13 protein-coding genes are annotated in these 22647 nt (G+C 69.8%); 12 read left to right on the forward strand and 1 reads right to left on the reverse strand.

What is annotated here, in order from left to right; translation table 11 throughout:
- Window positions 1-84 precede the first annotated feature (84 nt).
- From BM349_RS04615 to BM349_RS04670, 12 genes are all read left to right on the forward strand, one after another.
- Window positions 85-1218 (forward strand): serine/threonine-protein kinase, encoded by a 1134-nt coding sequence (locus tag BM349_RS04615; protein ID WP_091703597.1) that lies wholly within the window; start codon window positions 85-87, stop codon window positions 1216-1218.
- The gene (locus BM349_RS04620; RefSeq protein ID WP_091703600.1) at window positions 1218-7160 is read left to right on the forward strand and encodes an Ig-like domain-containing protein; all 5943 of its coding nucleotides are present in this window, start codon (window positions 1218-1220) and stop codon (window positions 7158-7160) included. The genes BM349_RS04615 and BM349_RS04620 overlap by 1 nt, the downstream gene beginning before the upstream one ends.
- 43 nt (window positions 7161-7203) lie before the next feature.
- A complete protein-coding gene (locus BM349_RS04625; protein WP_091703603.1) occupies window positions 7204-8169 on the forward strand; it encodes an AAA family ATPase in 966 nt (321 codons plus the stop codon).
- Window positions 8166-9545 carry a DUF58 domain-containing protein gene (locus BM349_RS04630; protein WP_091703607.1) on the forward strand — a complete coding sequence of 460 codons (1380 nt, stop codon included), beginning with the start codon at window positions 8166-8168 and terminating at the stop codon, window positions 9543-9545. The genes BM349_RS04625 and BM349_RS04630 overlap by 4 nt, the downstream gene beginning before the upstream one ends.
- Window positions 9542-12088, forward strand: coding sequence for a transglutaminase TgpA family protein (locus tag BM349_RS04635; protein WP_091703611.1), 2547 nt, complete (start codon window positions 9542-9544; stop codon window positions 12086-12088). The genes BM349_RS04630 and BM349_RS04635 overlap by 4 nt, the downstream gene beginning before the upstream one ends.
- Complete coding sequence (locus tag BM349_RS04640; protein ID WP_091703614.1) at window positions 12085-13497, forward strand: DUF5684 domain-containing protein; 1413 nt, start codon at window positions 12085-12087, stop codon at window positions 13495-13497. Before BM349_RS04635 ends, BM349_RS04640 begins: the two co-directional genes overlap by 4 nt.
- Window positions 13494-14120: a hypothetical protein gene (locus BM349_RS04645; protein ID WP_091703617.1), complete on the forward strand. Its 627-nt coding sequence runs from the start codon at window positions 13494-13496 to the stop codon at window positions 14118-14120. Before BM349_RS04640 ends, BM349_RS04645 begins: the two co-directional genes overlap by 4 nt.
- 290 nt (window positions 14121-14410) lie before the next feature.
- Entirely contained in the window at window positions 14411-14779 is a 369-nt protein-coding gene (gene rpsL / locus BM349_RS04650) for a 30S ribosomal protein S12 (protein ID WP_091703622.1), read from the forward strand.
- A 5-nt stretch (window positions 14780-14784) separates the two neighbouring features.
- Window positions 14785-15255 (forward strand): 30S ribosomal protein S7, encoded by a 471-nt coding sequence (gene rpsG, locus BM349_RS04655; RefSeq protein WP_056117669.1) that lies wholly within the window; start codon window positions 14785-14787, stop codon window positions 15253-15255.
- A 69-nt stretch (window positions 15256-15324) separates the two neighbouring features.
- Window positions 15325-17439: an elongation factor G gene (gene fusA / locus BM349_RS04660; protein ID WP_091703626.1), complete on the forward strand. Its 2115-nt coding sequence runs from the start codon at window positions 15325-15327 to the stop codon at window positions 17437-17439.
- Window positions 17440-17598: 159 nt separating this feature from the next.
- Window positions 17599-18792 carry an elongation factor Tu gene (gene tuf, locus BM349_RS04665; protein ID WP_091703630.1) on the forward strand — a complete coding sequence of 398 codons (1194 nt, stop codon included), beginning with the start codon at window positions 17599-17601 and terminating at the stop codon, window positions 18790-18792.
- 167 nt (window positions 18793-18959) lie between these two features.
- Complete coding sequence (locus BM349_RS04670; protein WP_091703633.1) at window positions 18960-20792, forward strand: DUF4012 domain-containing protein; 1833 nt, start codon at window positions 18960-18962, stop codon at window positions 20790-20792.
- A 103-nt stretch (window positions 20793-20895) separates the two neighbouring features.
- On the opposite strand, the gene BM349_RS04675 is transcribed toward BM349_RS04670, so the two are convergent.
- The gene (locus tag BM349_RS04675; RefSeq protein ID WP_254773728.1) at window positions 20896-22461 is read right to left on the reverse strand and encodes a sugar transferase; all 1566 of its coding nucleotides are present in this window, start codon (window positions 22459-22461) and stop codon (window positions 20896-20898) included.
- Window positions 22462-22647 lie beyond the last annotated feature (186 nt).

Consider the following 22647-nt stretch of genomic DNA (forward strand, 5'->3'; position numbering starts at 1 on the left):
GTCGGTGGGTGCCTGTCGACTGAGACGCGCACTGTGCGGTGCGCCCCCGCCGGGCTTGAGCGGGCATACTCCGGGGAGGCTTCGGTGGCCACACGCCTGCCGTCCGCGCCCCCGATCCTGCCGGGTCTCGCCTACATCCGGCCGCTCGGCTCGGGCGGCTTCGCAGACGTGTTCCTCTACGAGCAGGACATGCCACGGCGCGACGTCGCGGTGAAGGTGCTGCCGAGCGACGTGCGCGACCCCGACCTGCGGCGCATGTTCAACGCGGAGGCCGACGTCCTCGCGCATCTGTCCGCGCACCCGTCGATCGTCACCGTCTATCAGGCGGGGATCTCGGCCGACGGCCGCCCGTACATCGTCATGGAGTTCTGCCCCGGCTCACTGTCGCAGCGGTACCGCATCGAGCGGATCCCGATCGACGAGGTGCTCACGATCGGCGTCAAGATGGCCAGCGCGCTCGAATCCGCCCATCGCGCCGGTCTGGTCCACCGCGACGTGAAGCCCAGCAACATCCTGGTCACGACCTTCGGGGCCCCTGTGCTCGCCGACTTCGGCATCTCGTCGTCGCTGTCACGGCAGACCGCCGATGAGGTGCTCGCGATGTCGATTCCGTGGAGTGCGCCCGAGGTGATCGCGGAGCAGACCGCCGGCACCGTCACGAGCGAGGTGTGGAGCCTCGGGGCGACGGTGTACTCGCTGCTGGCCGGCCACAGTCCGTTCGAGCGCCGTGAGCGCGGGCAGAACACGAAGGAGCAGCTGCGCCGCCGCATCGCACGGGCCTCGTACACCGACATCTCCCGCGCCGACGTGCCGGCATCCCTCCAGGTGGTCCTCGCTCGCTCGATGAGCCGTGACCCGCGGCAGCGCCATTCCTCGGCGTTGGAGTTCGCGGAGGCGCTGCGGGCTGTGCAGGTCGAGCTCGGCGCCTCACCGACGCAGGTCGAGATCGCAGCCGACGGCTGGGCCCCGGCCTCCGGACCCGTCGACTTCACGGACACCGCGCTGCGAGGGCCCGCCCGCAGCCGCATCGAGCGCGACGAACGGCGCAAGTCCGCTCCCGGTGCCGGTGTGGCAGGTCTCGCCCGCGACGAGGAGACCGAGTTCTCCTCGCCCGATCGGCCCCGACGGGTCCTGCCTTGGGTCATCGCCGGCGCCATCGGGGTCGTGGTCGCGGTGGGCGGCATCCTGACCGCGCTGCTGGCCACGGGAGTGCTCTGATGCGACGTCGTTCGGTCGCAGGCCTGATCGCGGCGGGTGCCGCGATCGCGCTCGTGGCCGGTGTGAGCGTCGTGTGGCCGGGGCTCGACGCCCAGACGACCGACAGGACCGACACGTCGGTGTGGGCTCTGCAGACCGGCGACGGCCGGCGCTACGCCCGCGTCAACACGACGATCGGGGAGCTCGACACCGTCCGCGAGATCAGCAACCCGAGTCAGGTGGCGCAGAACGGCGACGGTGCGTATCTCTTCTCCGACAGCTTCAGCAAGCTCACCCGGATCGATGCCGCGCTGCCGTCCGACCTCGACGAGGAGGCGCTGCGCTCCTCGCCGTCGACCCCTGCGGGAACCGTCGACGTCGTGACCGCCGACGACTACGTCGCGTATCGCACCGACTCAGGTGCGGTCTTCGTGGGGAGGCTCTCCTCGGGCGAATCGACGCAGCTGGACCCGTTCCCGTCCGATGACGAGAATGCCCCGCAGTACACCTCCGACGCGATCGCGGTCGACGAGCGCGGCATGCTGTTCAGCTACTCGGTCGCCGACGGGTCGGTGCTCCGGTACGACCTTCGTGCCTCGGAGGTGCGCGAGCGCGACGTGCTGGACGAGTCGGACATCTCGGCGCCCTCCATCACCGCGGCCGGCGATGCCTGGGCGGTGGTGGACGGCACTGACGGCGATGTGTGGCTGAAGGGGGCGGATGCCGCGATCTCCACACCGACGACCGGCGGAGTGATCCTCAGCCAGCCCGACCCCGTCGGATCGGCCGTGTACCTCGCCGATGAGACCGCCCTCGTGCGGGTTCCGGTGGACGGGTCGGCGGTCACGACGGAGGTCGGGACCGGCGCGAGCGTGCTGGGGACGCCGGCGCGCCCAACGGTCCACGACGGCGAGGTGTACGCGGCCTGGCTTCCGCAGGGCACGCAGGGCGGCGTGCTGTGGAACTCGCGCACCGGGCAGTCCGCGCTGGACTACGGCGGGCTGGGGCTGCCCGACCAGCGCCGCCCCACGTTCGTCGCGAGCGAGGACGCGATGATCCTCAACGAGACCCGCACGGGGTGGGTGTGGACGATCCCCGGCGGCGGGCTGGTCGTCTCCAGCCAGAACTGGTCGCTGGATGAGCGGACCGACCCGGATGCCGAGCCGAGCGCCGAGCAGCTGACCGTCGTGATCGACCCGAAGCCGCCGGTCGCGGTCGCCGACGCATTCGGGGTTCGCGCCGCGAGTCTGGTCACCCTGCCCGTGCTCATGAACGACCACGATCCGAACGAGGACGTGCTGAGCATCGACCCGGCCTCGGTGACCGGGCTCGACCCCGGCTTCGGCACGCTCTCGATCACCGATGACGCGCAGCGCATCACCGTGCGGGTGGCGCCCGGCGCGAGCGGCACCGCGACGTTCTCGTACGCCGTCACCGACGGAACCGCCGTGGACGGATTGCTCTCGCCTGCGACGACGGTGACGCTCACCGTCTCGACGGGCGACGGCGCACCGGAGTGGTGCGGTGTGGAGGGGTGCCTCGTGCCCTGGCCCACGCCCGAGGTCGCGCGCGGCGGGACCGTCACGGTGCCGGTCCTCCCCGGCTGGGTCGACCCGGACGGGGACCCGCTGCTGCTCCTGTCCGTCCAGAACACGTCGGGCATCGGGACGGTCGCGTCGACCCCGGGCGGGGATGTCGTCTACCAGCACAGCGATGACGGCGGGGGAGGCGAGGAGCTCATCTCCCTCGAGGTGACCGTCTCCGACACCGCCGGGCAGGTCTCGACGAAGCCCCTGCTCGTGCGCGTCTCTCCGCAGCCCGCGCTCAGCGTGCAGTCGTTCGCGCTCGTCGACTCGATCGACGCCGGCCTGACGGTCGATGTGACGCCGCACGTCACCGGAACCGCCGGTGAGATCTCGCTCGAGTCGGTGCGCGTGCTCGACGAGGCCGCGGCCACCGCGACCATCGTGGGCGGGTCGGCGTCCTTCGACTTCTCCGCCCGCACTCCGGGCACGTTCCGCGTGGACTTCACGGTGACCGACGGAACGACTCCCGCCAACGGCACTGCGCGCATCACGATCCTGCCCTCCGACGCGCCGCCGCAGCTGGCGACCTCGCCTGTCGTCGCGTTCGTGCACCCGCAGGAGGACGCGACCCTCGACGTGTTCTCAGCGGTGTCCAACCCCACGCGGCGAGTGCTCCTGCTGAGCGATGTCGTGGGACACGCGGATGCCGGAGCCGCCCTGTCCGTCGACGGCGTGGGTCAGAACTACCTGCGCGTGTCGGGCTCCACCGCCACCGGAGCCGCCGGGCGTCTCGGCACAGTGACCTACACGATCAGCGACGGCACAGACGATCAGGGCGCCGGCGTGCAGGGCGAGGCGACGGTGTTCCTGCTCCCGCAGGCGCCGGAACTCGCGCCGATCGCGGTCGATGACACGGTCGTCGTGCGAGCGGGCTCGCAGATCGACATCCCGGTGCTCGACAACGACATCGCTCCCGCCGGTGGACGGCCGACACTGAACCCGGCCTCGATCGTGTCCTCGAGCGAAGACGCCCTCGCCTTCGCGGGCGGCGACGTGCTGCGCTATCTCGCACCTATCGAGCCGGGGGAGTACACGGTGGACTACTCCGTCTACACGACCGGCGCTCCGGCGCTCGCCGACGCCGCGACCGTGCGAATCGAGGTGCTGCCGGACGACGCGAACCGCAAGCCGCTTCCGGAGACGCTCGAAGGCCGCGTGCTGAGCGGCCAGTCGACGGTCATCGAGTTCGACGGGTTCGGGATGGACCCGGACGGCGATGTGGTGAGCCTTGACCGCATCGTCAGCCAGCCGGAGAGCGGATCGGCCACGATCGCAGCCGACGGCGAGTCGATCCTCTACTCGAGCGTCGCCGGCTATCGCGGGCAGGCCTCCTTCCGATACCGCGTCGTCGACGCCTTCGGCGAGACCGGCGAGGGCGTCGTGCGCATCGGAGTCCTCGACAGTCAGTCCAATCCGAGCCCGATCACCTTCACCGACTACGTACAGGTGCAGGCGGGCGCGGACAGCACGATCCGGGTGAGCCCGCTGGCGAACGACGTCGACCCGACGATGGGCGCCCTGGCGATCACGGATGTGCGTCCCGACCTGCCCGCGACGCTGGGGGACGGCAGCGACAACCCCGAGTACGAGCGGCTGGAGGGCCGGCTCGAATCGGAAGGCGAGTCGACCGTCGTGATCGCGGCCGGCACGGCCCCCACCACGATGTCATTCCTGTACGACGTCGAGTCGAGCTCCGGCAACACCGGCCGTGGTCTCATCGTCGTGAAGGTCGTCCGCGAGAGCGTGCCGAACTACCCCGTCGTGGACGACACCGTCCTCACCGCGGAGACGCGGGAGGACTTCCCGTCCGGCGTCGATGTCCTCTCGGGTCGCGTGGCATGGTCGGGCGGCGACGTCGACGACCTCGAAATGAGCCTCTGGGGCGATCCGCCGGGGGTCACCGTCGACGGTCGGGAGCTGCGCGGCGCGCTGCCCGAGACGACCCGCGTGATCCCGTTCGCCGTGACCGGCGAAGGTCCGACCGGTGAGGTGACCACCTACGCGTTCCTTCGCGTGCCCGGAGACGACGACCTGTCGCTCGCGCTCCGTTCGAGCGCCGCGACGCCCGAGGTCACCGAGCTGGAGTCGGTCTCGTTCGACATGGCCAAGCTCGTCTCCAAACCGCGCGGCAGCACGATCGAGATCGGAGTCGATGTACGTGCGTCCGGCGCTCGCAGCGGCGCGTCCTGCTCGTTCGAGTCGGGGACGACGGTCCGCTACGACTCCGGCGCGGGCGCTCCATGGGTGGACGCCTGCCAGGTTCCGGTCCGCATCGCCGGACAGCAGGACTGGACCTATCTCTCCGTGCCGATCCTCGTCCGTGCGCTCGACCCCCAGCCCGAGCTGCGGGCAGGTTCCATGACGGTCGGCCCGGGTGAGACCGCGACGTTCGATCTGCGGAACATGACGAGCTGGCAGCTGCGCGAGGACTGGAGCGGCATCCGGTACGCCCTGGACTACGGCGGCTCGGCCTTCGAGGTGTCGCTGGACGGGTCGATCGTGACCGTGATCGGCGCCGACAGCGCCGTCCCAGGGTCCGAGGAGGCCGCGATCGTCTCGGTCACAAGTCACACCGCCGTCGCCCCGGTGCGCCTGATCCTCCGCGTCGGCGCGGCGCCGTCGACGCTCCCGCAGGGCGGATCGGTGACCCAGCAGTGCTCGCAGGCGGCGGGCTCGTCCTGCACGATCTCCGTGATCGGCGCCACGGGCGAAGTCAATCCGCTGCCCCGGACGCCGCTCACGGTGATCGATGCGCGACCGACGGGTGCGTGCGTCGGAGTGAGCTTCCAGGTGGCGTCCCCGACCTCGGTCGTCGCCTCCTGGTCGGCCGACGCGCCCGGGGCGACCTGCAGCGCGGTCTTCTCGGTGCAGGATGCACAGGGTCGGCGCACGAACGCCGAGCGCGACGGACGGCTGCTCCTGGATCTGCAGGGGTATCCGAAGACGCCGGCGAGCGTGTCGCAGACCGGGTACGCCGACGGCACGCTCACACTCCGCGTCGATCCCGGGGAGGCGGCGCTCGCGTATCCGGCGCTGACCGGCTTCGTCATCCGCTGGAACGGCCAGGACCTCGCCGAGTGCTCCTCCGACGGGACCTGCCCGCCGATCGCCGCCCCGAACGGCGAGCAGCGCACATACGAGGCGTTCGCGCAGAACGCGGTCGGCACCTCGAGCGGCAGCGTGCGCACCGTGGCATGGGCGTACAACGCGCCTGCGACGCCGGCGACCGTGCAGGTGACCCCCGTCGTCACGTCAGGCGAGGGCGGGGTCGTGTCCCTGCACATCGAGGGGATCGATCCGGAGGAGACGGGCAACCTCGAGATCACGAGTCCCGCCGGCGAAACGGTGACCGTGCCGGTCCGGCGCAATGAGACCGTCGTCGATGTCGCCGCCTACCGCGTCGGGTCCAACACGTCCAGCCCGATCACGGTCACGCCGTTCTCGCGCTTCGACCTGCCGCCCGGGCTCGGGGGGAGTGCGTCGGGTGCCGCGGCGACCGGATGGGGCAACGGCATCGGCGCGCCGACCGGCCTGGTGCTCTCGCTGAGCTCGGCATCCAACGGCGACGGCACCTCGACCGTGACCGCACGCGGCACGGCCGCACTCAACGGAGACGGCTCGACGCTGCAGTATGGAATCGTCCGGGAGGGCGATCGCTGCACCCCGACGGTCGGCGGCGACACCGCGGTCTTCCCCGGGCTCGCGGACGGGGACGAGTACGTCTTCACCCTGTGCGCCGAGTCGTGGTTCGACGGCGAATCCTTCGGTGCCGCCGCGGCCGATGCGGGTGTGCGCGCGCAGCAGGCGGGCCGGGCACCGCGGGGCTACACGTTCGCGGTCGCGGCGACCCCCGATGTCTCCGATAGCCGCGCCGACTGGATCATCCGCGACCAGCCCATCTCCGACGAGCGTGTGCCCAACCGCAACCGCGTCGAATTCGCCGGGACGCCGAGTTCGATCTTCGACCGGGATCCGGGGATCCAGGTGCGGTACGTCCACGAGATCTGGGGGACGGCCACGCCGTGGGCGAGCGTGACGCCACGAGCCGGCAGCGCGCCATATCAGGTGCAGGCGCAGTGGAGCGTGCAGAGCTGCGTCGGCGGATCGACGCTCGTCGCCGCAGGCGACTCGTCCGCTGACCCGGCAGGCGGCAAGGCGGCGATCACGTTCGGCAACGCCGGCCTCCGCTACTACGACGCAGGCGGCGCGCAGCTGGCTCACACAGCGGGCACCTGGACGGTTCCGGTCGGTGCAGTCCGCGTCGAGGGCATCACCGTGTCGGTCGACTGGACGGCGCAGGCCTGGGGCCTATCGCCCGCGAGCTCGACGTTCGCGGCATCCTGCGACCCGAACTCTCCGGCTCCGCCCACCCCATGACCTGCCCGACACCCCGCAGAACGACCGACAGAGGACGAACCACATGACCATCACGCAGGAGCAGGCGACCTGGTTCGCGCAGACGTTCGCGCAGCTCGCCGACAACGTCGAGCGCGCCGTGCTCGGCAAGCGCCACGTCGTCGAGCTCGTCCTGACGGCGATGCTCAGCGACGGGCATGTGCTCCTGGAGGACGTGCCCGGCACCGGCAAGACCTCGCTCGCGCGTGCCGTCGCGCAGTCGGTGCAGGGCACGAACACCCGCATCCAGTTCACGCCTGACCTGCTGCCCGGCGACATCACCGGAATCACGGTGTACGACCAGAAGACCGGCACGTTCGAGTTCCACTCCGGACCGATCTTCGCCAACATCGTGCTGGCCGACGAGATCAACCGTGCGAGCCCCAAGACCCAGTCCGCGCTGCTGGAGGTCATGGAGGAGGGCAAGGTCACGATCGACGGCGTCTCCCGGCAGGTCGGCGTGCCGTTCCTGGTGCTGGCCACGCAGAACCCCGTCGAGCAGGCCGGCACCTACCGGCTGCCGGAGGCGCAGCTCGACCGATTCATGATGCGCGCCTCACTCGGCTACCCGGATCATGCCGCCACAGTGCGCATCCTGGACGGCGCCGCGGTGGCGACCGCGGATCTCGTCGCGGTCATCACCCCGGAGGCGCTGATCGGAATGGCCGACCTCGCTGCGGACGTGTACGTCGACGCACTCGTCCTCGACTACATCGCGCGACTCGTGGACGGCACCCGCGCCGCCGATGAAGTGCGCCTCGGCGTCAGCATCAGGGGTGCGCTCGCCCTGACCAAGGCGTCGCGTTCGCGTGCCGCCTCGCAGGGCCGCACGTACGTCACGCCCGACGATGTGAAGGCGCTGGCTGTCTCGGTGCTCTCGCACAGGCTCATCCTGCACCCCGAGGCCGAGTTCGACGGGGTGACCCAGGAGGCCGTGATCGGCCAGGTCCTGCTGGATGTCGCCCCACCGAGTCGTCGCGAGACCGCATGAGCCTGACCGAGCCCCGTCTCACCCGCACGTCCGCCTCCACCGGCTCGGCCGTCGGCACCGCCGCGCCGTCGGCGACGACGCAGGTCACCACGGCTGCCGGCGGGCGACGGATCGTCCGCGCGGTCGTCTGGTGGACGCGCGTGTCCCGCGCCGCGGGTGCGGCGCTCGCCGCCGCGGCGCGGTGGACCGCGCACACGGTGCGGCCCGCCGGCGTGCTCGTCGTGGTCGCCGCGACCGCCGGGCTCGCCATGGGCGTCGCGTTCGGCTGGGTGGAGTGGATGGTCGCTGGGGCGATCGCACTCCTGCTGGTCGTGATGTGCGTGCCGTTCCTCTTCGGCGCACGCTCCTACGACGTCGATCTCGTTCTGGCGCACGAGCGCGTCGTCGCCGGCGACGATGTGACCGGCGAGATCGTCGTCCGCAACGACAGCCGCCGGGTCGCGCTGCCGGGTCGCCTCGACATCCCCGTCGGTGCGGGGCTCGTCGAGTTCGGCGTGCCGCTGCTGCGCCCGGGCCACGTGGTCGCGCAGCCGCTGGAGATCCCGGCCCTGCGTCGCGGCATCGTGACTGTCGGACCCGCCACGACGGTGCGCAGCGATCCGATCGGCCTCCTGCGGCGCGAGCACGCCTTCCACGACGTGCACGAGCTCTACGTCCATCCGCGCACGATCCCCATCCCCTCCACGAGCGCCGGGCTGATCCGCGACCTCGAGGGCAATCCGACCCGTCGGCTGGTGGACGCGGACATGTCGTTCCACGCGATCCGCGAGTACGCACCCGGCGACTCGCGGCGCCAGATCCACTGGAAGTCGACGGCCAAGACCGGCCAGCTCATGGTGCGCCAGTACGAGGAGTCCCGTCGTTCGCGGATGGCCGTGGTGCTGTCGGTGGCCGAACCGGAATTCACGGATGCCGACGAGTTCGAGCTCGCCGTCAGCTGCGCAGCGTCGCTGGGTCTGCGGGCCGTGCACGACGCTCGCGAGGTCGACATCGTCACGGGCAGCGAGATCCCGCGGGTGGTGCGCGGGCGCCTGCGCGCGATCAGGCACATTCCGGCGGCGTCCCGTCGGACCATGCTGGACGGGTTCAGTGCCGTCGACCTGCTCGAGAACACGATGCCGATCGCCGACGTGTGCCGGCTCGCCGCCGAGGCGAACGAGCGCCTGTCGATCGCGTTCATCGTGGTGGGCTCGCGCGTCACGCTCGGACGGCTCCGTCAGGCGGCACTCGGCTTTCCGGCCGACACGGCCGTGGTCGCCGTGATGTGCGACGAGCGCGCGCACCCGCGCATGCGGGTGCTGTCCGGCCTCACCGTGCTCACGGTCGGCACGCTCGAGGACCTGTCCGGACTGCTGCTGCACGGAGCGACCGCATGAGCGCCGGCGACGCACCCGCGAAGGCGTCATCCGATGCAGTGGATGGGACCGCCACGGAGTCGTCGGGCCGCGGCGCCGTCTTCGCGCCCCGAATCGTCGCAGGATCGCTGTTCCTCGCCGCCACTGTCGTGATCGCGGGACTCGCGGCGTGGCCGATCTATCGGGATTGGTCGTTCCTGCTGCTGGTGGGGGTGACCGCCCTCGTGGCGGCGGCGATCGCTGCGCTGGCGCGCAGTCGCCACTGGGGCGGCTGGAGCATCGCGGGCCTCCTGGCGCTGGCCTTCTTCGTGCTCGGCATCCCCCTGGCTGTGCCTTCGCGGCTGGGCAGCTCGCTCGAGCTCCTTCGAGGGCTCGGCGACCTCGCGACCGGAGCGGTCTTCGCCTGGAAGGACTTGATCACCGTCGACCTCCCCGTCGGCACCTACCGGAACCTCCTGGTCCCGGCTCTGATCGTCTTCCTCGTCGGCACGTGCGCCGGGCTGCTCCTGTCGTGGCGATCGGATCGAGCCGCCTTCTGGGCTGTGCCGGTCTCGCTCGGAATGACCCCCTTCGGGCTGTTCTTCGGCCGCACGACGGTCAGCTCGCCGCTCGAGCTCGGTCCCTTGACGATCTCCGCTCCGCTGGAGACGGCGCTCGGGATCGCGGCCCTGCTCTCGAGCCTGCTGTGGCTGGCCTGGCGCAGTCGCGATGAGCGGATGCGGTCACTCCGGCGCGCCGCGGCATCCAGTGGGGTGCGCATCTCGCGTCGGCCGTCGCTCGCCGACCGGCGGCGCTCGACCCTCGGGGCCGGCATGCTCCTGATCGCCGTCCTGGCCGCAGCGATCGTCGTGCCGTACGCCGCCCGCGGCGCCGAGCGGGAAGTGCTGCGCTCGACGGCAGGACCAGAGATCGCGGTGGCGTCGGCGATCAGTCCGCTCGCGCAGTACCGCGCCATGTTCGCCGACGACCGGGCCGACGACGTGCTGTTCACCGTCTCATCCGCGGACGCGCTCCCGGAGCGGGTTCGATTGGCGACCCTCGACTCCTATGACGGGGAGATCTATCGCAGCGGCGGAACCGGCGCGGTCGACGAGGCGCGCTTCGTGCGCGTCCCCTCGACGCTCGATGCCGGCTCCGGGCGCCCCGTGGACGCGCGCGTCACGATCGAGGCGCTCGACGGGATCTGGATGCCGACCCTCGGCCGGCTCGCGTCGGTCGATTTCGCGGGCTCCCGCGCGGCATCCCTCGCGGACGGGTTCTACTATCGCGCCGAGGCCGCGGCGGGCGTGCAGACCGCCGCGGGCGGACTCGCCGCAGGCGACGCCTACCGGATCAGCGCGATCGAGCAGGCGATGCCCGACCTCGCGTCGATCGAGGCACCGGGCGGACTCGGCGACGACGTGGCCGTGCCGCAGAGCGTCCGCACCTGGGTGGACGAGCATGTCTCCGAATCCGGCGGGGCCGCCCTCGCCGGCCTCGTCGCACTGCTGCGAGAGCGGGGGTATCTCAGCCATGCCCTGGAGATCGGTGACGCCGCGCCGCTGTGGATGCAGTCGCTGCCCGACTACACCTTCCAGCCCAGCGCATCGGGGCACTCCCTGGCCCGGATCGACGCGATGTTCTCCCGCCTGCTGGAGCGCGAGACCGATCCGCGGGCCGCGGCGTCCGAGAACTACGTCGCCGCCGTCGGCGATGACGAGCAGTTCGCCGTCGCGGTGTCCCTGATCGCGCGTGAGCTCGGCTTCCCGTCGCGGGTCGTGGTCGGCGCGAGACTCACTTCGACGGATGCCGCACTGCCCACCTGCGAAGCGGGCGCATGCCGCGCCCAGGATCTCGCCGTCTGGACCGAGGTGCAGTCCGCCGCAGGGGAGTGGGTTCCGATCGACGTCACCCCGCAGTACGCCCAGTCACCGAGCCTCGAGGTGACCGAGCAGCGCAACCCCGAGAATGTCACTGAGGTGCGTCCGGACGCCGTCCAGGACGTCGTGCCGCCGGATCCGCTCGAGGAGGACTCCGGCGCCGACGATCGCGCCGACGACGCCGCCGCGATCGATCTCGCCTGGCTGTGGCCGATCCTGCGCGTCGGCGCCGTCGTGCTGCTCGTCCTGCTGCTGCTCCTCGGGCCGTTCGCCCTCATCGCGGCGGCGAAGGCGGCGCGACGTCGCGCACGCCGGACCCAGGCGGATCCCGCCGTGCAGATCGCCGGCGGATGGGACGAGTACGTGGATGCCGCCGTCGACTCCGGCCGGGACGCCTCGCCGGTCTTCACCCGGACCGAGCTCGCAGACCTGTTCGAGACGGCTGCCGGTGGAACCCTCGCAGTGGATGCCGACCGCGCGGTCTTCTCGGGAGCCGCGATCTCGGCGCAGGACGCGGAGGACTTCTGGCGCATCGTCGAACAGGAGCGTCACGACCTGGTGCGCGAGCGCGGAATCTGGCGCGGCCTGCTCGCGACCGTATCGTTGAGATCATTCGTCCGTCACCTGGCGCCCCCCGGCGCCCGGTCGCGCATCGCCGAGAGGGGGAAGCGCCGGGTCGTCCAGTCCCAGCGCCCATCGCCATGACCATCTTCGATGACTCCACCGCCACCGCCCTCGGCACGATCTCGTTCCTGCTGTTCGTGGTGCTGTACGTCTGGACCGCCCTGGGCCTGTCCGCCGTGTTCCGCAAGTCGGGCGAGCAGTCGTGGAAGGCATGGGTGCCGGTCCTGAACCTGGTCGTCCTCCTGCAGCTGGGCCGGCTGTCGGGCTGGCTGCTGGTGCTCGCGCTCATCCCGTTCATCGGACCGCTGATCGTGTGGGCGCTGCTGATCGTGGCGTACCACCGCATCAACGCCGCATTCGGTCACGGCGCGGGCATGACCGTCCTGGCGGCCCTGCTCCTGCCGGTGTGGGCTTCGGTCCTCGGTTTCGGGCCGGCCCGGTGGCTCGGCGCCGAGCCGGGCGGACGCCGGCCCGCGACCGGCGGACCGCGGCGGACCGCCGCGCCCGATGCAGACGCATCCGACGACGCCGACGCGGCATACGTTCCGCGCGTCAGCGCACCCTCGTACAGTCCGACGGTCGCAGCACCGGCCGAGCCCGTCGGCGGCTGGACGCCGCCGCCGATGCCACCCGCCCCGCTCCTTCCGCAGCCGGCCGCAGCCGAACCCCTGCCGGTCGCCTCCGACGCGGATCCCGAGCGGTACGCGCCGCCGCCGGCGGCGTCGTTCGCTCCCGTGATCGGTCGCTCCACGCTCGAGCCCCCTGCGGATCCCGACTCGGGCCGGTGGGGCGGATTCGACCTCGGGGCCGTCAGCGAGGTCACGAGCGAGGTGACCGGCGCCGACTCCGGAGCGCCGGCCCCGATCTCCGCGGTGCCGGTGCGCCCGGCGGCCGAGCCGCCGGCGATCGTGCCCCCGCCCCCGGTCACGCGTGTCCCCCCGACACCGGCGCCGACTCCGGCAGCCGAGCCGTGGGCGCCAGCCCGATCGCCGATGAGCGACCCCGACGGGTCGGCCGAGACCTCCGGGCAGGTCTCCGCGATCGTCGGAGCGCCGGATGCGGGCACGCCGCGGTCCGCGCGCAGCACGGTCTCGGCACAGCACACGAAGTCGGAGATCCCCGAAGAGCCCATCGACGAGACGATCATCACGCGCCGGCGGCGCACCGATTGGTCGCTGATCCTGCCGAGCGGCGCCGCTGTGCCGATCACAGCCGAGGTCGTGCTGCTCGGGCGCAAGCCCTCGCCGGATCGGGCGTATCCCGAGGCCCAGCTGATCCCGATCGATGACGGGACCGTCTCCAAGACGCACGCGCGGCTCGCGCTGCGCGCCGACCACTGGTACGTGACCGACCTGGGCTCCACCAACGGCGTGCTGTTCGCGACCCTGATGGGCACGGAGGTCGAGGCGACTCCGGGCGAGGAGGTCGAGGCGGGCGAGCGCTTCTACCTCGGTGACGCGGAAGTGCGCCTTCAGCGCAGCGCCGGATGACGGATCTCCCTGACGAGGAGACCGTCCGGGTCCGTCGTGCGGCGTCGACCGGTACCCCACCGGACGGTCCGGGCGACGCGCTGCCGGGGGATGCGACCCAGCCCTCGGGCCAGACCGAGCGGGCCGGAGACACGGAGCCCGACACCGAGAGCGGCACCGCAGACCGGCGGCGGTCGGCCGACACGGTGGCCGCGAGCCAGGACGGCACCCCGGGGCCGACGCGACGCCGTTCGACCTACGTCGACGGGGGCGGGGGCGAGCAGACCGACGGTTCGACGTTCATCGCCCGCCGCGAGACGCGCCGCCGAGCCGAGCGGGTGCACGCGACGACAACCCCCGGCGTGCCCGCATCCGGCGCACCGCCCCTCGACGCGCCCGCCGGGCGGGTGGCGTCCGTTCCGGACACCGCATCCGACGTCTACCGCCCGCGCACCGGGGAGCCGGCCGTGGTCGCTCGAACGCCCCCGCAGAGCCGGGCGGCGCAGGCACCTGTCGACGGCGACGCCGCGTCGGCCGCGGAGCGGAGGAAGGCACGCCGGACCGCGCTGCTCGTCGTCGTGGCGGCATCCGTCCTCGCGCTCGCCGCCGGCGCATCGCTGATCGCGCTCACGATCAACCTGTGAGGTTCGGGCGCGTTTGACCGCCCCCGCTCCGACCGCGTATCATTGACAGGGTGTGCGCATGTGCGCGCCTTGTGCTGCGCCTCGGCGCAGGGCGAGGAAGCCGGCGCCACATCTCAGGGAAAAGCCTGCGAACAGGCGGCCCCCACGGCATACCCACCACACACACTCGCGTCATTCATCATGCCGCGCCGGTGGGTCCGCGTGAGCCTCAGACGAAACAGATCGAAAGATCCGCGAGTCCGAGGGGAGACCACGACGCTGTCACCGTGCAGCACTTACAAGGAGAGAACGTGCCAACTATTCAGCAGTTGGTTCGCAAGGGACGCTCGCCGAAGGTCGCGAAGACCAAGGCACCCGCCCTCAAGTCGAACCCCCAGCAGGCCGGCGTCTGCACCCGCGTGTACACGACCACGCCCAAGAAGCCGAACTCGGCGATGCGCAAGGTCGCCCGTGTCAAGCTCCGCAACGGCACCGAGGTCACCGCGTACATCCCCGGCGAGGGCCACAACCTGCAGGAGCACTCGCTCGTGCTCGTCCGCGGCGGTCGCGTGAAAGACCTCCCCGGCGTGCGCTACAAGATCGTCCGCGGCGCCCTGGACACCCAGGCCGTCAAGAACCGTAAGCAGGCTCGCAGCCGCTACGGCGCGAAGAAGGGTTAAGGAACATGCCTCGCAAGGGACCCGCCCCGAAGCGCCCGGTCGTCAACGACCCGGTCTACGGCGCGCCGATCGTCAGCCAGCTCGTCAACAAGATCCTCGTCGACGGCAAGAAGTCGCTCGCCGAGTCGATCGTCTACACCGCCCTGAAGGGCGTCGAGGCCAAGAACGGCCAGGACGCCGTCGCCACCCTCAAGAAGGCGCTCGACAACGTGCGTCCGACCCTCGAGGTCAAGAGCCGCCGCGTCGGCGGCTCGACCTACCAGGTGCCCGTCGAGGTCAAGCCGCACCGCGCGAACACCCTCGCGCTGCGCTGGCTCGTCAGCTACGCGAAGGGCCGTCGTGAGAAGACGATGACCGAGCGCCTGCAGAACGAGATCCTGGACGCCTCGAACGGCCTGGGTGCCGCGGTCAAGCGCCGCGAAGACACCCACAAGATGGCCGAGTCGAACCGCGCGTTCGCGCACTACCGCTGGTAACAGCCTCCGAGATGCGGGGGCTGGGATCCAGCCCCCGCATCCCCCTGTCATAGATAAGGAAGAGACCCCGTGGCACAAGACGTGCTCACCGACCTCACGAAGGTCCGCAACATCGGCATCATGGCGCACATCGATGCCGGCAAGACGACGACGACCGAGCGCATCCTGTTCTACACGGGAACCAACCACAAGATCGGCGAGACCCACGACGGCGCCTCGACCACCGACTGGATGGAGCAGGAGCAGGAGCGTGGCATCACGATCACCTCCGCCGCGGTCACGTGCTTCTGGGACAAGAACCAGATCAACATCATCGACACCCCCGGCCACGTGGACTTCACGGTCGAGGTGGAGCGGTCGCTGCGCGTCCTCGACGGCGCCGTCGCCGTCTTCGACGGCAAGGAGGGCGTCGAGCCCCAGTCCGAGACCGTGTGGCGCCAGGCCGACAAGTACAACGTGCCGCGCATCTGCTTCGTCAACAAGATGGACAAGCTCGGTGCCGACTTCTACTTCACGGTCGACACGATCATCAACAAGCTCAAGGCGAAGCCACTGGTCATCCAGCTGCCCATCGGCGTCGAGAACGACTTCGTCGGCGTGGTCGACCTGGTCGAGATGCGCGCGCTGGTCTGGGCGGGCGACGCCAAGGGTGATGTCACCATGGGTGCCAAGTACGACATCCAGGAGATCCCCGCCGACATGGCTGATGTGGTCGCCAAGTATCGCGAAGAGCTGCTGGAGACTGTCGCCGAGACCGACGAGGAGCTTCTCGAGAAGCACTTCGGCGGCGAAGCGCTGACGGTTGCCGAGATCAAGGCTGCGATCCGCAAGCTGACCGTCAACTCCGAGATCTACCCCGTGCTCTGCGGCTCGGCGTTCAAGAACCGCGGCGTGCAGCCGATGCTCGACGCCGTCATCGACTACCTGCCGTCGCCCCTGGACGTGCCGGCGATCGAGGCGCACGATCCGAAGAACGAAGAGACCGTCATCCTGCGCCACTCCGACCGCGACGAGCCCTTCACGGCGCTCGCGTTCAAGATCGTGACGCACCCGTTCTTCGGTCGCCTCACCTATATCCGCGTGTACTCCGGTCACCTGGATTCCGGTGGACAGATCGTCAACTCGACCAAGTCCAAGAAGGAGCGCATCGGGAAGATCTTCCAGATGTACGCCAACAAGGAGAACCCGGTCGACTCGGTGACCGCCGGTCACATCTACGCGGTCATCGGCCTCAAGGACACCACCACGGGCGACACGCTCTCCGATTCGCAGCACCAGGTCGTGCTCGAGTCGATGACGTTCCCCGAGCCGGTCATCGAGGTCGCGATCGAGCCCAAGACCAAGGCCGACCAGGAGAAGCTGGGTCTCGCGATCCAGAAGCTCGCGGAGGAGGACCCGACGTTCCGCGTCGAGCAGAACTCCGACACCGGTCAGACCGTCATCAAGGGCATGGGCGAGCTGCACCTGGATATCCTGGTCGACCGCATGAAGCGGGAGTTCCGCGTCGAGGCGAACGTCGGCAAGCCCCAGGTCGCGTACCGCGAGACGATCAAGAAGGCCGTCGAGCGCCACGACTACACGCACAAGAAGCAGACCGGTGGTTCGGGTCAGTTCGCGAAGATCCAGTTCGCGCTCGAGCCCCTCGACCTCGCTGCCGATGAGACCTACGAGTTCGACAACAAGGTCACCGGTGGCCGCATCCCGCGCGAGTACATCCCCTCGATCAACCAGGGTTTCCAGGACGCGATGAACGTGGGAGTCCTCGCGGGCTACCCCATGGTCGGCGTCAAGGCGATCCTGCTCGACGGCGCGGCGCACGACGTCGACTCGTCCGAGATGGCGTTCAAGATCGCCGGCTCGATGGGCTTCAAGGAGGCCGCCCGCAAGGCGAACCCCGTGATCCTCGAGCCGATCATGGGTGTCGAGGTGCGAACCCCCGAGGAGTACATGGGCGACGTCATCGGCGACCTGAACTCGCGTCGCGGGCAGATCCAGTCGATGGAGGACGCCCAGGGCGTCAAGGTCGTCAAGGCTCTGGTGCCGCTGTCGGAGATGTTCGGCTACATCGGCGACCTGCGCTCGAAGACCTCGGGCCGGGCCGTGTACTCGATGGAGTTCGACAGCTACGCAGAGGTTCCCCGCAACGTGGCCGACGAGATCGTCCAAAAGAACAAGGGCGAATAGCCCGGATGGATGCCGCGGCCCTGCGCGGCGGCATCCATCGCCCCACAACTTCACAGTCTCAGTAACAACCTCTCTACTAAAGTAGAAACCAATCCCCGTAGAGAACCGATCGCAAACCAGTGCCCGGCGCATCTACATGAACGTCCTGAGGAGGACCCAGTGGCTAAGGCCAAGTTCGAGCGGACCAAGCCGCACGTAAACATCGGAACGATCGGTCACGTCGACCACGGCAAGACCACGCTGACCGCTGCCATCTCGAAGGTGCTCGCTGACAAGTACCCGTCGGCCACCAACGTGCAGCGCGACTTCGCGTCGATCGACTCCGCTCCCGAAGAGCGCCAGCGCGGCATCACGATCAACATCTCGCACGTCGAGTACGAGACGCCGAAGCGCCACTACGCGCACGTCGACGCCCCCGGTCACGCCGACTACATCAAGAACATGATCACCGGTGCTGCCCAGATGGACGGCGCGATCCTCGTGGTCGCCGCCACCGACGGCCCGATGGCTCAGACGCGCGAGCACGTGCTGCTGGCCAAGCAGGTCGGCGTGCCGTACCTGCTGGTCGCGCTGAACAAGTCCGACATGGTCGACGACGAGGAGATCCTGGAGCTCGTCGAGCTCGAGGTCCGCGAGCTGCTGTCGAGCCAGGACTTCGACGGCGACAACGCTCCCGTCATCCGCGTCTCGGGCCTGAAGGCGCTCGAGGGCGACGCCGAATGGACCGAGAAGATCGTCGAGCTCATGGAAGCCGTCGACGACTCGATCCCCGACCCGGTGCGTGACAAGGACAAGCCGTTCCTCATGCCCATCGAGGACGTCTTCACCATCACCGGCCGTGGCACGGTCGTGACGGGTCGCGCCGAGCGCGGCACCCTCGCGATCAACTCCGAGGTCGAGATCGTGGGTCTGCGCCCGACGCAGAAGACGATCGTCACCGGTATCGAGATGTTCCACAAGCAGCTCGACGAGGCATGGGCCGGCGAGAACTGTGGTCTGCTCCTGCGCGGCACCAAGCGTGACGACGTCGAGCGCGGCCAGGTCGTCGTCAAGCCCGGTTCGGTCACCCCGCACACCAACTTCGAGGGCACGGCGTACATCCTGTCCAAGGAGGAGGGCGGCCGTCACAACCCGTTCTTCACGAACTACCGCCCGCAGTTCTACTTCCGCACCACCGACGTCACCGGCGTCATCACGCTGCCCGAGGGCACCGAGATGGTCATGCCCGGCGACACCACCGACATGACGGTCGAGCTGATCCAGCCCATCGCCATGGAAGAGGGCCTCGGCTACGCGATCCGTGAGGGTGGCCGCACCGTCGGCGCCGGCACGGTCGTGAAGATCCTGAAGTAAGCACGGTTGTCGAGTAGGTCGCTCTGCGACCGTATCGAGACACGCCCGTAAGCGATCCTGAGAGGGTCGGGCCACTGGCCCGGCCCTCTCTTCGCGTCTGCGCCGGCCGACTCCCGCCCGGTCGGCGTTCACGGCGGTTTCCGGGCTTGCCTCGTTAGGATTCTTCAGTGCCCGAATCACACCCGAATGACGACCTGATCGACGCGCGTCCGCGCCGGCGCCGCCGCCGGATCTGGCCGTGGGTGCTGGGCATCGTCGGCATCATCATCATCGTGCTCATCGCGGCGGGCATCGCCGGCGCGAAGCTCTTCTCAGAGGCGATGGACGTGCGATCCGATCTGGAGTCGGCGAAGTCCCGTCTGAGCAACGTGACCGAGCTGGTGCGCAGCGGCGATCAGGCCCAGTTCGACACGGTGGCCGCCGAGGTGCTGGGGTACACCTCCAGCGCCGACCGGATCGTGCAGGGCCCGCTCTGGGAGTATGCGTCGTGGATCCCGTTCGTCGGGCAGAACATCGCGGCCATCCGCTCCACGACCGAGGCGACGCATCTGCTCGTGCGGGACGCGCTCCCTGCGAGCTTCACCGTGCTCGGCGCGATGCAGCGCGAGAACATCCGCTTCGAAGGCGGAGGCTTCAACCTCGCGACCTTCCGCCAGGCGCTGGACGCGCTCCCGGCCGTGGACGCCGCGTTCGCGGAGGCTCAGCAGAAGATCGCCGGCATCGATCGCGATGATCTGCTCCCGATCGTGGACGACGCGGTCGGCCAGGTGATCGAGGTGATCGACCAGGCCGCGCCGTTGGCGCACACCGCGACGGAGGTCCTGCCGACGGCGCTGACGATGCTCGGCGAGCAGGGGCCGAGGACGTACCTGGTCATCTTCCAGAACAACGCCGAGATCCGCGCGACCGGCGGCGAGGGTGCCGCCGCGGTGTACGTCCGAGCTGACGGAGGTCGCCTCACTCTGGAAGGGCAGACCGGATCGACCACCTTCGAGTCTCCTGGGCTCACCGGCGTGCAGCACCTCGATCTGCCGGCGGACACCCTGGCCCTCTACGACGACGAGTTCGCCCGGTTCTCGCAGAACTACACGAAGACCCCGAACTTCCCCACAGCCGCGCGGATGTTCCAGGCGATCGCCGCGAAGACCGGCTACGGGGTCGACGGTGTCGTCTCGCTGGATCCCGTCGTGCTCAGCGACATCCTCGCGGTGACCGGACCGGTCACCGTCGACGGCATCGAGGTCAACGCCGACAACGCGCTGCAGATCCTGCTGAGCGACACGTACCTCCGCAACCCCGGCGACCAGGGGCCGGCTGACGCATTCTTCGCGGCCACCTCCGCGACGGTGTTCCAGAAGCTCGTCTCGGGCGACTGGGATCTGATGAAGATGCTCGACGTCTTCGCAGCGGCCGGCGAGCAGCAGCGTCTGTACGGCTGGTTCGGCCGTGAGGACGAGGAGGTCGTCGCCCGCGAGCTGGGCATCGACGGCGCGATGAAGGCCGACAACGCGGAGACGACCGAGGTCGGCATCTTCCTCAACGACGCAGCCGTCAGCAAGCTCGAGTACTACCTGTCGACCTCGGTCGATGTGTCCTGCAATCCCGCGGACCGCACGGTCACGACGTCCATCACGATGACGAACTCGGTGGACCGCGACGATCTGACCTTCCACATCCTCGCCCGCCGTTCGCCGAGCTATGGAGGCAGCGGCACGTCGATGCTCCTGGATGTGCTCTACTTCGCACCACCGGGCGCCACGATCGCCGGCGTGGATCCGGCCGAGGGCGATGCCCAGGATCTGGCGCGCACGAGCACGGAGGACGGCAGGAACGCCCAGAGCATCGCCGTGCTGCTGGACCGCGGCCAGACGCGGACCGTGACATACACGAGCGTCCTGCCGGAGGGACCGCTCGGACCGATCTCGGTGCGCTACAGCCCGACCGTCACGGACACGCCCGTCACGATCGCGCCGGCGTGCGCGGAGCTCACCGGACCGTAGCCGGCGTCGCCGAGCGTGTTGAGGCGCTGCAGGCGAGCGTCGCGGCACGCCCTCAGGGCTCGCGGCTCAGGGAGCGTCGCGAGACGCCCAGCGGTTGCGCCGCTCAGGCCGAGGTGTTTCCCGGAGCGAGTGCCGCACGAGCGGTCTTGAACATGATCACGATGTCGCCGACGAGCGTCCAGTTCTCGACGTACGAGAGGTCCAGGCGCACCGACTCCTCCCAGGAGAGTGTCGAGCGACCGCTGATCTGCCAGAGTCCGGTGATGCCCGGCTTGACCATGAACCGGCGGTGCACGTGGTCCGCGTAGCGCTCGACCTCGCGCGGCAGAGAGGGGCGAGGACCGACGAGCGACATCGAGCCGCCCAGGACGTTGAACAGCTGGGGCAGCTCGTCGAGGCTGTAGCGACGCAGGAAGCGGCCGATGCCGGTGACGCGCGGATCCTCGGTCATCTTGAAGAGCACTTCGTTGCCCGCGTTGCGGTGCGGCTCGAGCTCGGCGAGCAGATCTTCGGCGTTCGCGACCATCGTCCGGAACTTCAGCAGACGGAACTCGCGGCCGTCGAGGCCCACGCGCGTCTGACGGAACAGGATCGGTCCGTGCGTGGTCGAACCGATGACGAGCGCGATGACGCCCATCACCGGACTCAGCAGGATGACGCCGACCGTCGCCAGCAGCAGGTCGAGTCCGCGCTTGGCGAGCCGCTGGCCCTTGCTGTAGCGCGGCGTCTCGACGTGGATCAGGGGCAGGCCGGCGACCGGGCGGGTCTGGATGCGCGGGCCGACAACGTCGATGATGCCCGGTGCGAGCACGAGGTGCTGGCGTCCTGCCTCGAGCTGCCATGAGATCCGCTTGACCACGGACGGCGGCAGTTCGTCGGTGCTCGAGATCGCGACCGTATCGGCCTGGACCGAGGCGAGCGCGGCCGAGACCGACAGCACGGAGCCGACGATCGGGATGTCGGTGCCGCGCACGTACTCACCCGGGATGCCGAGCGGCACGCACGCGCCGACGACGAGGTAGCCCGCGCTCGGCGTGCGCCGCAGCGCCTCGCCGATCTGCGCGACCGAGTTCTCCGAGCCCACGAGCACGACGCGAGCGCTGAATGCGCCGCGCGCGCGCTTGACAACGAGCCACTGCCGCCACAGCCACCGCTCGACCAGGAGGAGCAGCATCCCGAGCGGGAAGGCGATCAGCAGGTACCCGCGCGCGACGTCGACGCGCAGCAGGAAGGCGAGGATCGCGATGATGCCGAAGAGCCTGATGCTGACCGAGATGATTCGGATGTACTCGGTCGAGCCGGTGCCGATCGCGCGGTCGCTGCGGGAATCGATCAGGCTCAGGGACCACATCCAGGCCACGACGAGCAGAGCCGAGAAGAACCAGTACGACACGACGCTCAGGCGCGAGTCCTCGCGGATCGACACCTGGGCGTTGCCCAGGCCGAACCACGCGATCTGGGTGCCGAAGGCGACCGCGACGAGCACGATGAGATCGCTCAGCCACAGTCTGATGGCGTAGCGCCTGCGCCAGTCGGCTCCGACGGGAGGCCCGGCCGTGCCGGCATCCGTCAGATGGATCGCTTCGATTTCGCCCGGCGCGCGCCCCACCCGCACCGTGCCTGCTCCGGACGGCTTCTTCCTCGCCGAGCGGATGAGATTGGACGCCACAACTCCCCTTTCGCGTACGAGAACCACCCGGAGGTGATGTTCGCCGGTATGCATCCCCAGAACGCATACGACGCTCGCCGCAACCCTGCCATTGTGCCACCAATCAGGCAGATCTGTTCCTGGCGATCTGGCGCGAGCAGGCAATCGTGACCCGCCCGTGACGACGGGGTTCCCTCCGGAGGGAGA

Origin of the sequence: Microbacterium sp. cf046 (genome assembly GCF_900114345.1) — a bacterium.
In the GTDB taxonomy this organism is placed as follows: domain Bacteria; phylum Actinomycetota; class Actinomycetes; order Actinomycetales; family Microbacteriaceae; genus Microbacterium.